This window comes from Ihubacter sp. rT4E-8, assembly GCF_049852125.1.
In the GTDB taxonomy this organism is placed as follows: Bacteria; Bacillota; Clostridia; order Peptostreptococcales; family Anaerovoracaceae; genus Senimuribacter.
Window position 1 is genome coordinate 1,180,956 of sequence record NZ_CP187532.1, and the last position, 13,261, is coordinate 1,194,216.

Consider the following 13,261-nt stretch of genomic DNA (forward strand, 5'->3'; position numbering starts at 1 on the left):
GCAAGCAACGTGTGTGGTGTAGTAAGATAAAATCGAGAGGAGAAAGTGATGATTACGATAGGCATTGATACGGGCGGTACTTGTACCGACGCTGTGGTTTATGATACAAAGGCCCATCAGGTTTTATCCTGGGGAAAGACACTGACGACAAAAGAGGATTTGAAGAAAGGTATTCTCAAAGCGTTGTTAGCGCTGGATCAGGACCAGGTAAAGGCTGCTGATTCGATATCACTTTCAACAACCTTGGCGACTAACGCCTGTGTGGAAGGTAAAGGCGGACGGGCGAAGCTGGTCTTTATTGGCGTGAAGCCAGCTGTTGTAGAGAAAATGAAGGGAGAATACGGTTTACCGCCGGTATCCGAAATTTGTTTTCTGGACGGTGACGCTGCCAGAGCAAAAGAGACGAAAAGCCGACCGGACTGGGATGCTTTTCGGCAGGAAGTGAGAGAGAGTTTTGCGGTCTATGACAGCGTGGCGCTGGTACAGATCAACGCCAAATATAATGACGGGGCGTATGAGAAAGAAGCAGAGAACATTGTCAGAGAAGAACTGGGTATTCCGTGCGTGCGGGGTTATGATCTCTATCAGGAGATCAATGTACAAAAAAGAGGAGCTACGGCTTTGCTTAACGCGAGACTGATACCGGTGATGGAAAAGTTTTTTGACTCCATAGACGGATCCTTAGAAGAAATGGGAATGAATTTACCTGTGCAGATTGTAAAAAGCGATGGGAGTATTATGAACCGAGATTATGCTATGAAGCGTCCAGTAGAGACATTGCTGTGCGGTCCGGCCGCTAGTATCATAGGCGCTTTAGAACTGTCAGAGAAAAAGGATGCTCTGATCGTGGATATGGGAGGCACTACCAGCGATGTCGCTATGGTTAGAGACGGTACTCCGGTAACCAGTCAGTCAGGCATTACGATCGGCGGATGGAAAACCATGGTGAAGGGAGTTACTATTGATACCTTTGCCCTAGGCGGCGATACGGCGGTGGAATACAATGACAACGGGATTTTTTTGGAAAAGCGCAGAGTGATTCCACTCTGTATGGCGGCTTCACAGTATCCTAAGATCACGGAGAGGCTGGAAGAATTGGTGTCCTCTTTGGGCAGGTACAGTTATCCGGCCCATCAGTTTTTTTTACTGGCCGCAGGACCTGAAACGGCAGAACAGAGGGAGAAGTACACGGAAAGTGAGAGAAAGCTGATACGCGCGTTGGAGGACGGCCCCTTAATCTATGAGGATGCGGCTAAGGCTATAGGAATCAGTCCGTATATTTTGCGCACAGAGCGATTGGAAAATGAAGGAATACTCCTTAGATGCGGCGTCACACCTACGGATGTGATGCACGTTTTAGGTGATTATACAGATTACAATATTCGTGCGTCGCAGCTGGGCATTGAATATTTGCGCCGCGTAACGAAACGAAGCTATAACGGAATCTGTGAAGATATTTATAACCTGGCAAAGATGCGATTATATCATAATTTAATTAGAATTTTGATGCAATATGAGAATGGCGGAGAATTACCTCCGGAGGACGTTGCGGCGGTGAAAAAACTTGCGAAACGAATCTTTGAAGGACGGAACGGTCAGGGATTTTCGTTTGTAGAGCCGGATTTTAAAGCGAAAATGAGTGTAATCGGTATCGGAGCGCCGTCGGGAATCTTCGTAAGAGACGTGGCAGGACTGCTCGACGCGGAGGCGGATGTTCCAGCATTTGCCATGGTCGCTAACGCGATCGGCGCGGCAGCGGGCAGCGTGAACAGTCAGTATGTAGTCAGAATAGAGCCTTATACAGGCGGAACCGAAACCGCCGGGGAAGAAACGGGAAGCTTTAGAGTTACAGGTGGTCCAACGCCTTTGTATTATGAATATTACCATGATGCTGTAAAAGCGGCAAAGGCTCTGGCAGAGGAAAGAGCCTGTCAGAAAGCGCGCGAACAAGGCGCTGAACGCAATCTGAAGACAGAGGTAGAGGTCTTAGAGGATCACTATGATCTGTCAGGAGAGGGAAACAGACTGTTCTTAGGCGCTGAAGTAGTGGCGCGAACTACGGAACTTTAGCTTTTACTGTCCTTCGGCAGGGCAGGATTGACCCAAACCGTTCGATTATTGGTGAAGATTACCATGCCCGGTTTAGCGCCGGCAGGTTTCTTCACGTAACGGACCTTTACATAGTCCACGGGCACATTTTCACTATCGCGTCCCTTACTGTGCCACGCGGCAATGGCCGCCGCCTGAAATATGGCGTCTTCACTTAAGTCGATGCCGCCGGTCTGCACGATCACGTGAGAACCGGGAATATCCTTGGTATGAAGCCAGAGATCTGTTTTAGCGGCGGTTTTCAGAGTTAGAATATCGTTTTCTCTGTTGTTACGTCCCACCAATACGGTGAAACCGCCGTCGATAATGTATTTATGTGGCTGTGCCTTATATTTCTTTTCTTTAAATTGCTGCTTGCGGCGACGAATATAACCGGTTTCAACCAGTTCGCCTCGAAGCGCTTCGATCTCATCGATTTTATCAGTATTTTGCAGATAGGACAACACTGATTCCAGATAATCGATTTCGCTGCCGGTTTCTTCCAGCTGGATTTGCTTTTCCTTAATAGCTGTCATGGCCTTACCGTAGCGTTTGTAGTAATGCTGCGCGTTTTTCGACGGAGAAAAGCGAGGATCGAGAGGAATCGTCACAGTGGAATTATCATAATAATTGATTACATCTACCGTTTTATCTCCGTTTTTCACCAAATGAAGATTCGCCGTGAGAAGTTCGCCAAACAGCCGAAGATTCTCCGAATTTTCCGCCTTTAAAAGATCCTCCGACAGACGCTGTTTTTTCAGGTAAAGCTTGTCAAGAGCAGAACCTACCGATTTGATAAGGTCGCTGGACTTTTGCTTTGCCCGATTAGACGACTGTCTGTGATCATAGAACCAGGCAATACAATGGCTGAGATTGTCGAAGTCGCGTCGTTGTGCGCTGCCCTCCAGCTCGGTCAGATCAGTGATATGAAATTCTTGGGGTATTCCCTTGTCATCCGTATATACTCTGGGTACAAAGGATTTCTGCTTGATGCTTTCCGCAATATCGGACATGCGGCTTTCGGGACATTGACTGGCTGCCAGTTCTCTGGCGATAGCAGGGGAAATACCGCCGATTCGAGAAAGATATTCTTTGTCATTGCCAGCGTGTAAATCATTAAGACAACCGGCTGGAAGAAATTTGAAAGATATCTTATCCTGAGCCGGCGGGTATTGGTAGATCAGACCGGGCAATAACTGACGCACTCTGCTGGCGTCGATGGAAACCCTTTTGATGCTGTCGATAATTTTTCCTGTGGACATGTCTACCAGGATGATGTTGCTATGCTTGCCCATGATTTCAAAGATCAGTTTCTTTGAGACGGTAAAACCAAGCTCATTGAGAGTTTCCAGGGAAATTTCAATGATTCGTTCTGCGTCCTTTTGGCAAATTTCGACAATGCGTCCTCCTGAAAGATGCTTTCGAAGCAGCATGCAGAAGGCTAGAGGAACAGGTGGATTTACAGGGTTTTCTTCGATAAAATGCAGTCGAGCGTGGTTGCTGGAAGCAGAAGCATACAGCTTTACGTTTCCAGCGCGGGTGTGTATGTGAAATACCAGTTCATCGTTTTCCGGCTGATATATTTTCTCAATTTTGCCCAGGATAATGGTGTCCTGCAGCTCGCGCACTATGGCGCAGGTGATAATTCCGTCAAAAGCCATCTTACTTACTCCTTTTACACTATTTATCGTATGATTGAAAGGCTGGGCAGCCTTCGGATATTTTCGCGCAATAGCTTTGGCCGGTTGACGCGGCCAGTTTTTATATTGTACCTCAGAAAGGATTGATTTGTCAACGGATGGGAACTGTGTTATAATAGACTAGTTATCATGAATGAAAGAAGCAGAGGAGAAACGTTAGATGATAAAAAGTATGACAGGCTTCGGCAGAGGCGAATATAATGACGGAAAGAGGAGTATTATCGTGGAGATTAAATCTGTTAACCATAGATACTCTGATATTTCTGTACGGATGCCCCGTAGGTATTCCTTTGTAGAGGACAAGGTGAAAAATACCGTAAAGGAGAAGATTAAGCGAGGCAAGGTGGATGTGTCGATCATGGTAGAAAACCTGACAGAAAACGACGTTCACATAAATCTGAATACGACCCTTGCGCAGCAGTATTACGACAATCTGAAGTCTTTACAGAGTTCCTTTGATCTCAGCGGAGAGATCACGCTGTCTATGCTGGCAAGTATGCCCGATGTGCTGAAGGCTATACCTGATGTGGACGATGAAGCCGAAATGACAGAATGTATTCTTCAGCCGGTGCGGGAGGCGGCCGCGAATCTTGAAGCAATGCGAAGCATTGAAGGCGAGAAGCTGGCGGAAGATCTTTTAATGCGGGGAGGAATCATCAAGGAATTGGTTGACCGTATCGAGGAACGGTCTGAGCTTGTTCCGAAAGCGTATACGGAGAAGCTTCGTGACAGGATCAAAGAGCTTCTGGCAGGCAACGCAGCCATACCGGAAGATCGTATCCTGGTGGAGGCCGCTATCTTTGCGGACAAGTGCAACATTACTGAGGAATTAACCCGTTTAAAGAGCCACATGGATCAGATGAAATCCATTATCGAAAACAGTAAAGAGCCTGACGGAAAGAAGCTGGATTTCCTGGTGCAGGAAATGAACAGAGAGGCCAATACGATCGGCTCAAAGGCCAATGATATTGAAATCACATCTCTCATGCTGCAGATAAAGGCGGAGATCGAAAAAATACGCGAGCAGGTACAGAATATCGAATAATTGTTTTGATTTTTTTATCAGGATATGGTACAATATTTATCCATACGAACTTGTTTAGGAGATAAAAATGGAGAAAGTCGAACATACAGGCAAGCTGTTTATCATTTCCGGACCTTCAGGCGCGGGCAAAGGAACAATTTGTAAGAGGCTGGTAGAGGATACGAAGGTTGAGGTTTCTGTTTCTATGACCACACGTAGTCCTCGCCCTGGAGAACAGGAAGGCGTCAGCTATTATTTCACTACGAAGGAAGCATTTCTGAAGGAAGTGGAAGCGGGCGGATTGCTGGAATATGCAGAGGTTTACGGCAATTATTATGGCACGCCGAAAGCGAAAGTAATTGAAAAGCTGGAAAAGGGTATTGATGTAGTCCTTGAAATCGATATTCAGGGTGCGCTCAGCGTGAAAGAGGTTTATCCAAAGGGAGTGTTCATCTTTATTCTGCCGCCGTCTATGGCGGAGCTGCGTAAGAGGATTACCGGTCGTGGTTCTGAAACGGAAGAAGCTATCAATCTGCGGCTTTCTGAAACGCTGAAGGAGGTCTCCTACATAGATAAATATGATTACTGCGTAGTCAACGGAGAACTGGAAGAAGCGGTAGCAAGAGTGAAGGCAATCGTTACGGCAGAGCATTCCAGAGTATCTAAGAGTATCTATAAACTCATCGAGATGTATAAGGAGGAAGTGTAGTTATGTTATATCCATCGATCAATGAAATCAGAAAAAAGGCGGACAGCCGTTATACGATTGTTATTATGGCAGCAAAGAGAGCGCGTCATATTATCGACGGTAAACCGATTTTGACTGACTGTGAAATTAACAAACCGGTTTCTATTGCGGCTCATGAGATCGCAGAAGATTTGATCACCTATAAAAGAGAGGAAGATCTGGCTGTAGAAGGAGCAGAGCTGTAATTTGAACTAACGGGAATAGGGGGCGTGTCGCATGGCGGCGCGCTTTTTTTATAACAATTGTTGGCTACACTTCGACAGATTACAGTTGTTTTGTCGAATGTGGTCGATAAATTTACATTTACTTCCATTATTGGGCGCGTTATAATGAAAGTAGAAAATGCTAGCAAGTGGAGGGAGTGAATCGTGTGGCAGAGAAATATCTTCCTATTATCAGTGGCGCCGTAAGTGCAAGAATAAAGCTCAGTGATGTAGTTTTGATTGAACGTAAGAATCGAAAGTTACACGTGATGACAGAAGGACATGATTTTGATTACTATGAGAAAATAGAGAACATAGAACCCATATTAGACGGACGCTTTTACCCATGTCTCAAAGGCTGCTATATCAATATGGAGCGTGTGGAGGCAATGGCGGAGCAGAGTATTTATTTTGATAACGGCGAGCAGTTTGCGTTAGGGAGAGATAATTTTGTAAAGGCAAAAAGAACATATAAGCATTTTCTGCAGAAGAAAGGTGAAATGCAGAAATAAACTCCAAAATTAGATCTATTAAGCGCTTATAGAAAGAAAGACCATCCTAAAATTAAATAGGGTGGAATTTTACTTTCTACAGTCAAAGATGAAAATTGACGCTATTGTCATTGAAGACTATTGCGATTGTGATTAAATTATTATATAATATCATTAAAGAATTTTGCTGTCGAAGAAACGTGAAAGTTAAAAGAGGTACGCGATGGATAGAAATTTTTTAATGTTGGGACTAAGGGAGGATGCGACGAAGGAGCAGGTGAAGGCAGCCTATGCACGGCGTCTGGTAAAGTATAAAAGCGCCGATTATGAGGATGATCCGGAGTACGTAAGAAGGAAGATCGCGGAGTTAAACGCTGCCTATGAGAAAGCTTATCGTATGGCTGGCGAAGGCGGTCTTCAAACAGAGTCTGAGGCACAGTATCCTAAGAAAAGGAGTTTGCATGCAGAGCGAGAGAAGGAAAGGAAAAGAAGCGCCGAAGAAAAGGGAAGACAGCAGTACCGTGAGAAGAAAAAAGAAGCGTATGTAAAAAAGCGTCAGAGAATGGAGGACGAGGAGACGCATCCTCTGCAAAGACTTGCGCAGGATGTAAAAGAGCGATTAGGCAGTGAGAAAGAGGGATCTGCTCCGGAGAAGAACTGTAAAAAAGAGATGATAAAGCCTGATTTATCCGCGTTAAAGCATAGAGCGGAGCAGCTTCGCGATACTATGAAAGAAAATATCAGAATCAATTCGGAGTATGAGGCTGAGATAAAGGGATCATCATCTTCATCAGATACGGCGAACGCATTGAATCAGGACGGTAAGTCGGAGAGTGAAGCGGCAGAAAAAAGTAAAATGCAGTCATGGGGCAGTATCATCGGTGTTCTGATTACAGTGGTAACGCTGATGTTTACCATGTGCGATAATAACTCGGACGTTAACTACAGTGATGATGGTTGGAGCAACGGAGCATATGTTATGTCTGATTATCAGGAGGAGGACTGGAACACACTGCTGCTTGGAGAAGAAGCTGCTGCTGTTATATGGGAGTTGGACTTTTATTCCGACGTGGAAGAGTCGGATGACGACGGCAAAAAATTAAGAAATGCCGCCGATCGATTCGCGGAGCTATACACTTCCTTTGATACGATAGACGGCCTTTGTGCATATTTATATGAGAATGTCGGCGCTTTTCCGGTAGGAGAGCTTGACGATTTAACCTTTCAGATTGATGAAGCGCTCTGTTACTATGGATTCCCACAGGCTTCCGACGTATATGGGTATATCAATCCGTATACAGGAAAAGCTATCAGCAATCGTACAGAACATCTGCGGTATTTGAACCGGTATTACAGAGAAGAACTGGCGTTGAGGGCATCTTAACCCATAGTATCCTTTCTGAGGCCGTACATCGGATCAGAAGTCTGTATTTTCTTGCTCCGCAGCCTCTTTCATGATGGTAACGCCTGCACTGGCGCCAATTCGATTGGCGCCTGCTTTAATCATAGTCTTGACCGTTTCAAGATTTCGAATACCTCCAGAGGCTTTGACGCCTAGACGATTGCCTACGCAACTTCTCATCAGAGCAACGTGCCGAGCTTCTGCACCGCCGGTAGAAAATCCGGTAGAAGTCTTTACAAAGTGTGCTCCGGCGGCTTCTGCCAGCTGGCAAGCGCGAATGATTTCATCATCGTTTAACAGACAGGTTTCCAGAATGACTTTTACAGAACCGCCATATTTTTCAGCAGCTTTTACTACGGCTCGAACATCTGCTTCAACATAGGCCTCGTCTCCATCCTTTAGCTTTCCAATATTGAGCACCATGTCGATTTCCGAAGCGCCGTTTATACAGGCGTCTTCTGCTTCAAAGGCTTTTGACGCTGTAGACATAGCGCCCAGAGGAAACCCGATTACGCTGGCAATGGATATGTTTGTGCCGGAAAGCAGACGAGCCGCCAGAGAAACGTAGCAGCTGTTGACGCAGACGGCGCTAAATTGGTAGGAAATAGCTTCAGCGCAGAGATTGGCAATATCTGCTTCTGAGGCGTCGGGCCTTAGCAACGTGTGGTCGATGTAGGTGTTGATTTTCATGAAATTTCTCCTTCCATATACATATAGTAATTTTACCACAAAACCCGGGCATGATAAACTTTGATTTTTCCTTTGACATTATGGTGATGTGCGCATATAATAATTTAGGAAAAACACCACAACATGGAATTTGAGGTATTAGGATGGAAAAAATAGTTCGTGTTATTGAAAAGCTGAAATGGATCAGCCCTCTGCTTGGAATGATCATGTACGCCTGTACGGCGGAAAGTTTTGGAAAGATTTTATCTGCGGTGTTAGGCGGCGTTGCATGTGGAGCGTTTTGGATTTTGATGGTCAACGAAAAATCGCGTCTGATCGGCGCGACAATTGCCAGTGAAATCAAAGAAGCTATTACAGAGACGACGCAGGCGGAGAGTATTATCGAGATCAAAAGGATGCGAAGCGGTATCATCGCCAGAGTTTATCTGATCGGTGCGAGAGATAAGGCGGTGTTGGTTAACCGGGCTGTAGCGCGGCGGATGGAACAGTGCGCTTTTAAGAAATATCTGTGGGTCATGCAGCTGACCAATATGTCCGGTAAGAGCGATTTAAGAAAAACGCAGCGTATGCTCAATGAGCAGCTTATCGAAGAACTTCTGAAAAACCGCAAGGAGGACAGATAACTATGGCTCTCGTCATAAGTTTCATGGTATTTATAGCAGCAATGCTTTGGTGTATCGTCAGTGGATATACCATGGTCATTGCTCTTTTTGTTGGTCTGGCAGCATTTTCTGCAGCTGCCGTAAGCAAAGGGTTTTCTGTCCGGGAGATCGTCAAGTTGGGAGCCGGCGGTTTGAAAGATGCTTTGGTAGTGGTAGAGGTTATGTTTATCATTGGTTTTATCACGGCAGTATGGCGATCTTCCGGCACAATCACCTTTTTTGTTTATTATGGCATCAAAGTGATTACGCCGGGTCTGTTTCTGCTGATTACATTTTTGCTCAGCTGCATTCTTTCATATGCATTGGGAACATCCTTTGGCGTAGCGGGAACGGTAGGCGTTATTTTCATGGCATTGGCCAGAAGCGGAGATGTTAATGAAGTCTTGACGGCTGCGGTTGTTATGAGCGGAATTTATTTCGGAGATCGGGGCTCGCCCGTATCGTCCAGCGCTGTACTGGTTGCCACAGTGACCCATACGCAGCTTATGGGCAATGTAAAAAGGATGATGAAAACCGGAATCCCACCGATATTGATTTGTTTGACAGTTTATGGCGCTCTGTCCTTTGCCAATCCTATACATAGTGTGGATCAGGGATTTTTAGAAACTCTGCAGCGTGAATTTTCCGTATCTGTCTGGTGTGTTCTCCCGGCTGTATGTATGGTGGCGTTGCCCCTGATGAAGGTCAGTGTGATTTGGTCAATGCTGATCAGCATTGTCAGCGGAATGACTGTCAGCATCTTTGTTCAGAATATGGACGTGTCGTCTTTGCTTGTATCCATGGTCGCCGGATATACTTCAAAGGGCGCTATGGGCGCGGTTATCAACGGAGGCGGTATGATTTCCATGATAGAGGTAGTGTGTATCGTGGCGTTATCCAGTACATATTCCGGCATCTTTTCGGGAACAGATCTGCTCGGCGGCCTGCAGGGGAGAATAAAGGCTCTGACTGATAGGATCGGACGTTTTCCTGTTATGGTACTGTTATCTATGGTGACGTTAAGTATCTTTTGCAATCAAACGATTGCTTCTATGATGTGCTGTGATATTATGAAAAAACCTTATGCTGAGGCAGGCGCCTCAAAGGAGGAACTGGCATTAGATTTGGAGAATTCCGTTATCGTGTTAGCGGGCGTTGTTCCGTGGGCGATTGCCTGTACCGTGCCGCTTGCGTTTATGCAGGTAGGATACAGCGCTGTACCTTTGGCGTTATTCCTTTATGTAACGCCGTTATGTTATGGCATTCAGAAAAAAGTAGCAAATCCTTTTAGCAGAGAATAAACTGTATAACAGATATTTTCTGAGAGGAGGAATGAGAATGAAGCTGGCTATTGTAGGAACAGGTACTATGGGACGTATCGTACGCGATATGGCTCTGCAAAATCCAGGAATCGATCAGGTTTACAGCATAGAACCCGCGTTGGGCGAGAGTCTTTCTGACATACCGCAGCCTGATGTGGTTATTGATTTCAGTCATCCTGATGCATTGCCGTCTATCGTCAGTTACTTGTCGGCAAAGGGCGGGCAGGTAGGCGTTGTATTTGCTACCACTGGCTTCAGCAAGGAAGACGCGGATCAGATCAGGCGTCTTTCGGAAAAAGTTCCGGTGATTAAGAGTTCTAACTTCTCCTATGGCATCAATGCAATGGGAAGAATTGTGAGTTTTGCCGCGCCTCTGCTGACTGGATGCAGTGATATAGAAATCGTCGAGAAGCATCACCGCATGAAGACCGACGCGCCTAGCGGAACGGCTTTGATGCTAGCGGATGCCTGTGATCCGGAGGAAAGGCATCCAAGGCTTTGCGGCAGAGAAGGAGAAACCAAACGGCGAGATGAAATAGGCATTCATAGTGTCAGAGCCGGCACGATTTTTGGCGAACATTCCGTTCTGTTTGCAATGAAGGATGAAGTGATTGAAATACGCCACACTGCGTTTTCAAAAAAAATATTTGCTAAGGGCGCGATTGAAGCTGCCCTGTGGCTGCAAGGAAGAAAACCGGGATTTTATCCTATTGAAGACGTATTCTATTGACGAAATGACTTTTTTGTGGTAGAACATATGGAGCGATAAACATTTATATACGCATAGGAAAAGAAGAGGAAAGTATGGAAATTGAACTCAAGTATTTGATACGAGATGAATCAGACATCAAAAGAATATTTCAGGATCCTTATCTTTTGAAGATAAAAGATCAAAAGACAGACGAAGAAATAGAGATGCATGCAGTATATTTTGACACAGAAGACCGTAGGCTGTATAGAGAAGGCATTGCTTTTCGTGTGCGAAAAGAAGGAAACAGACTGGTTGCTACACTGAAGTGGAATGGATCCAGCGAAGACGGCATGCATAAACGGGAAGAAATAAACATTCCCGTAGATGATGAAAAAAAGCTTTACACGCCGGATATTCGTATCTTCGATCAGAGCGAAATGTGCGAGGTGCTGGAAAAGGTGGTAGGTAAGAGAACGCTGCTGCCTGTGATGGATATTTTCTTTAAGCGCCGGCAAATGCGTCTCGATACAGGAAAGTCGATCTGCGAGTTGTCCGTAGATCAGGGAGAGATTGTCTGCTGTGGCAGAACCGCTCCGATTTCTGAACTGGAAATTGAACTCTATTCGGGTGATGAAGCCGATATGACGGAGCTGGGGCAGACCATAGCTGAGAAGTACCAGCTGCGTACTGAAGACACAAGCAAGTATAAAAGAGGTCTGGATTTGATGAAATAGGACGAAAAATACTTCTTTTTATGCAGAATGACTGTTTTTAGCAGTCATTTTTGCTATTTTCCTTTACTTTGACGCTTAAAAAGTGTATAATAATATGCATTCTATGTTTGAATTTGGCACATGCCATGCAGAATCTGCTATAATTTTAGGAGGATATATATCAATGAAAACAACCTTTCTTTCAAAAGAAAATAACGATGTAAAGTTTACCATGGATTTCACAGCTGAGGAGTTTGAGGCTGCTGTAGTAAAAGCATATCAGGCGTCTAAGAATCAGTTCATGATAGACGGCTTCAGAAAGGGCAAGGCTCCGAGAAGCATTATCGAAAAGCATTATGGTGAAGGTATCTTTTTTGAGGATGCTATCAATAATCTGTTCCAGGAAAGCTATCCCAACGCGATTCGCGAACTGGAACTGGAAGTAATCGACAGTCCGGCTGCTGAATTCTCTGAAATAGGTAAGGGAAAACCTTTGACTATCACGATTACTGTTCCGGTATATCCTGTTATCGAGGTAAAGGATTATCTGGGAGTTGAAGTAGAACAAGAAGAAGTTAAGGTCAACGCAGAGGATGTTGACAAGGAAATTGCGGCGCTGCAGAAGAGGAACGCCAGAATGGTTCAGGCCGAAAGACCGGTTCAGGAGGGCGATACTGTAATTTTGGATTACGCGGGTTTTGTCGGCGATGAACAGTTTGAGGGCGGCACAGCGGAAAGCCAGGAATTGAAGATCGGCTCCGGCATGTTTATTCCGGGATTTGAAGAACAGCTGGTAGGCGTCAATGTCGGTGAGAAGAAGGATGTAGTTGTTACGTTCCCTGAGGAGTATCATGCAGACAGTCTGGCAGGCAAAGAAGCTGTATTCCACTGCCACGTTCACGAAATTAAAGTAGAAGAACTGCCGGAGCTTGACGACGAATTTGCGAAGGATGTCAGCGAATATGACACTTTAGATGAATTAAAGAAGGCAACTGAGGAAAGACTACAGAAGAACGCTGAGGCGATGGCGCTCAACGCGGCAAAAGACGCGATTATCGAAAAAGTGTACGAGGCTAACAAGACAGATGTTCCAAGAGTCATGGTGGAAGATGAGATCGACCGCATGGCGCAGGATCTGGATCATCAGTTGAGATATCAGGGTCTGTCTCTGGAACAGTATTTGCAGTTCATGGGTAAAGACGCGGCAGAGTTCAGAGAAGAACTGAGAGCCGACGCGACGAAAAAGGTTGTGACCAGACTGGTACTCATGTCTATTGTAGAGGCGGAGAAGATCGAGGTTTCCGAGGAAGAATTGGAAGCGGAGCTTGCAGATATGGCAAAAGCTTATAATACGGATGTAGAGAAGGTTAGAGAGATGATCGGCGTGGAGAATATTACTTTCTTCATGAAGGACATCCAGTTGAAGAAGGTCATCGATATGCTGTATGATAAGGCGGAAGTAAAGATGGTTCAGCCGAAAGCTGAGGATGCGCCAGAGGCTGAAGTAGAAGAAAAATAAACGTGTACAGAGAATAAGGGGGACATGTA

At 45.4% G+C, this 13,261-nt stretch carries 13 protein-coding genes; 11 read left to right on the forward strand and 2 right to left on the reverse strand.

Translation table 11 applies throughout. The features are described 5' to 3' along the window. Positions 1-48: 48 nt before the first annotated feature. The gene (locus tag ACPW7J_RS05860; RefSeq protein ID WP_161874453.1) at positions 49-2,070 is read left to right on the forward strand and encodes a hydantoinase/oxoprolinase family protein; all 2,022 of its coding nucleotides are present in this window, start codon (positions 49-51) and stop codon (positions 2,068-2,070) included. On the opposite strand, the gene ACPW7J_RS05865 is transcribed toward ACPW7J_RS05860, so the two are convergent. Beyond that, complete coding sequence (locus ACPW7J_RS05865) at positions 2,067-3,749, reverse strand: Rqc2 family fibronectin-binding protein (RefSeq protein ID WP_424959488.1); 1,683 nt, start codon at positions 3,747-3,749, stop codon at positions 2,067-2,069. The two genes, ACPW7J_RS05860 and ACPW7J_RS05865, sit on opposite strands and share 4 nt — an antisense overlap. Before the next feature lie 199 nt (positions 3,750-3,948). Between ACPW7J_RS05865 and ACPW7J_RS05870 the strand changes: the two genes are divergently transcribed. The 5 genes from ACPW7J_RS05870 (at position 3,949) to ACPW7J_RS05890 (ending at position 7,638) form a co-directional block, all read left to right on the forward strand. Further along, the gene (locus ACPW7J_RS05870; protein ID WP_424959489.1) at positions 3,949-4,833 is read left to right on the forward strand and encodes a YicC/YloC family endoribonuclease; all 885 of its coding nucleotides are present in this window, start codon (positions 3,949-3,951) and stop codon (positions 4,831-4,833) included. A 67-nt stretch (positions 4,834-4,900) separates the two neighbouring features. After that, entirely contained in the window at positions 4,901-5,521 is a 621-nt protein-coding gene (gene gmk / locus ACPW7J_RS05875; RefSeq protein ID WP_161874450.1) for a guanylate kinase, read from the forward strand. Between the two features lie 2 nt (positions 5,522-5,523). Further along, positions 5,524-5,745 carry a DNA-directed RNA polymerase subunit omega gene (gene rpoZ / locus ACPW7J_RS05880; RefSeq protein ID WP_161874449.1) on the forward strand — a complete coding sequence of 74 codons (222 nt, stop codon included), beginning with the start codon at positions 5,524-5,526 and terminating at the stop codon, positions 5,743-5,745. A gap of 185 nt (positions 5,746-5,930) precedes the next feature. Further along, positions 5,931-6,275, forward strand: coding sequence for a LytTR family transcriptional regulator DNA-binding domain-containing protein (locus tag ACPW7J_RS05885; protein WP_161874448.1), 345 nt, complete (start codon positions 5,931-5,933; stop codon positions 6,273-6,275). Between the two features lie 202 nt (positions 6,276-6,477). Then, a complete protein-coding gene (locus ACPW7J_RS05890; protein ID WP_424959490.1) occupies positions 6,478-7,638 on the forward strand; it encodes a hypothetical protein in 1,161 nt (386 codons plus the stop codon). 33 nt (positions 7,639-7,671) lie between these two features. Here ACPW7J_RS05890 and deoC read toward each other — a convergent pair whose 3' ends face one another. After that, positions 7,672-8,346 (reverse strand): deoxyribose-phosphate aldolase, encoded by a 675-nt coding sequence (deoC, locus tag ACPW7J_RS05895; protein ID WP_424959491.1) that lies wholly within the window; start codon positions 8,344-8,346, stop codon positions 7,672-7,674. A 143-nt stretch (positions 8,347-8,489) separates the two neighbouring features. Here deoC and ACPW7J_RS05900 point away from each other — a divergent pair, with 143 nt between their 5' ends. The 5 genes from ACPW7J_RS05900 (at position 8,490) to tig (ending at position 13,232) form a co-directional block, all read left to right on the forward strand. After that, the gene (locus ACPW7J_RS05900; protein ID WP_161874445.1) at positions 8,490-8,969 is read left to right on the forward strand and encodes a hypothetical protein; all 480 of its coding nucleotides are present in this window, start codon (positions 8,490-8,492) and stop codon (positions 8,967-8,969) included. Between the two features lie 2 nt (positions 8,970-8,971). Beyond that, a complete protein-coding gene (locus tag ACPW7J_RS05905; protein WP_424959492.1) occupies positions 8,972-10,288 on the forward strand; it encodes a Na+/H+ antiporter NhaC family protein in 1,317 nt (438 codons plus the stop codon). A gap of 37 nt (positions 10,289-10,325) precedes the next feature. After that, positions 10,326-11,039 (forward strand): 4-hydroxy-tetrahydrodipicolinate reductase, encoded by a 714-nt coding sequence (dapB, locus tag ACPW7J_RS05910; protein WP_424959493.1) that lies wholly within the window; start codon positions 10,326-10,328, stop codon positions 11,037-11,039. A gap of 74 nt (positions 11,040-11,113) precedes the next feature. Further along, the gene (locus ACPW7J_RS05915; RefSeq protein ID WP_424959494.1) at positions 11,114-11,734 is read left to right on the forward strand and encodes a CYTH domain-containing protein; all 621 of its coding nucleotides are present in this window, start codon (positions 11,114-11,116) and stop codon (positions 11,732-11,734) included. Between the two features lie 163 nt (positions 11,735-11,897). Further along, positions 11,898-13,232 (forward strand): trigger factor, encoded by a 1,335-nt coding sequence (gene tig, locus ACPW7J_RS05920; protein ID WP_424959495.1) that lies wholly within the window; start codon positions 11,898-11,900, stop codon positions 13,230-13,232. Positions 13,233-13,261: the final 29 nt, after the last annotated feature.

What these genes read in the sequence shown, in the direction of transcription:
- ACPW7J_RS05890 (WP_424959490.1), top strand. Translation starts at nt 6,478, where the DNA reads ATGGATAGAAATTTTTTAATGTTGGGACTAAGGGAGGATGCGACGAAG.
- rpoZ (WP_161874449.1), top strand. Translation starts at nt 5,524, where the DNA reads ATGTTATATCCATCGATCAATGAAATCAGAAAAAAGGCGGACAGCCGT.
- gmk (WP_161874450.1), top strand. Translation starts at nt 4,901, where the DNA reads ATGGAGAAAGTCGAACATACAGGCAAGCTGTTTATCATTTCCGGACCT.
- tig (WP_424959495.1), top strand. Translation starts at nt 11,898, where the DNA reads ATGAAAACAACCTTTCTTTCAAAAGAAAATAACGATGTAAAGTTTACC.
- ACPW7J_RS05900 (WP_161874445.1), top strand. Translation starts at nt 8,490, where the DNA reads ATGGAAAAAATAGTTCGTGTTATTGAAAAGCTGAAATGGATCAGCCCT.
- ACPW7J_RS05905 (WP_424959492.1), top strand. Translation starts at nt 8,972, where the DNA reads ATGGCTCTCGTCATAAGTTTCATGGTATTTATAGCAGCAATGCTTTGG.
- dapB (WP_424959493.1), top strand. Translation starts at nt 10,326, where the DNA reads ATGAAGCTGGCTATTGTAGGAACAGGTACTATGGGACGTATCGTACGC.
- deoC (WP_424959491.1), bottom strand. Translation starts at nt 8,346, where the DNA reads ATGAAAATCAACACCTACATCGACCACACGTTGCTAAGGCCCGACGCC.
- ACPW7J_RS05865 (WP_424959488.1), bottom strand. Translation starts at nt 3,749, where the DNA reads ATGGCTTTTGACGGAATTATCACCTGCGCCATAGTGCGCGAGCTGCAG.
- ACPW7J_RS05915 (WP_424959494.1), top strand. Translation starts at nt 11,114, where the DNA reads ATGGAAATTGAACTCAAGTATTTGATACGAGATGAATCAGACATCAAA.
- ACPW7J_RS05860 (WP_161874453.1), top strand. Translation starts at nt 49, where the DNA reads ATGATTACGATAGGCATTGATACGGGCGGTACTTGTACCGACGCTGTG.
- ACPW7J_RS05870 (WP_424959489.1), top strand. Translation starts at nt 3,949, where the DNA reads ATGATAAAAAGTATGACAGGCTTCGGCAGAGGCGAATATAATGACGGA.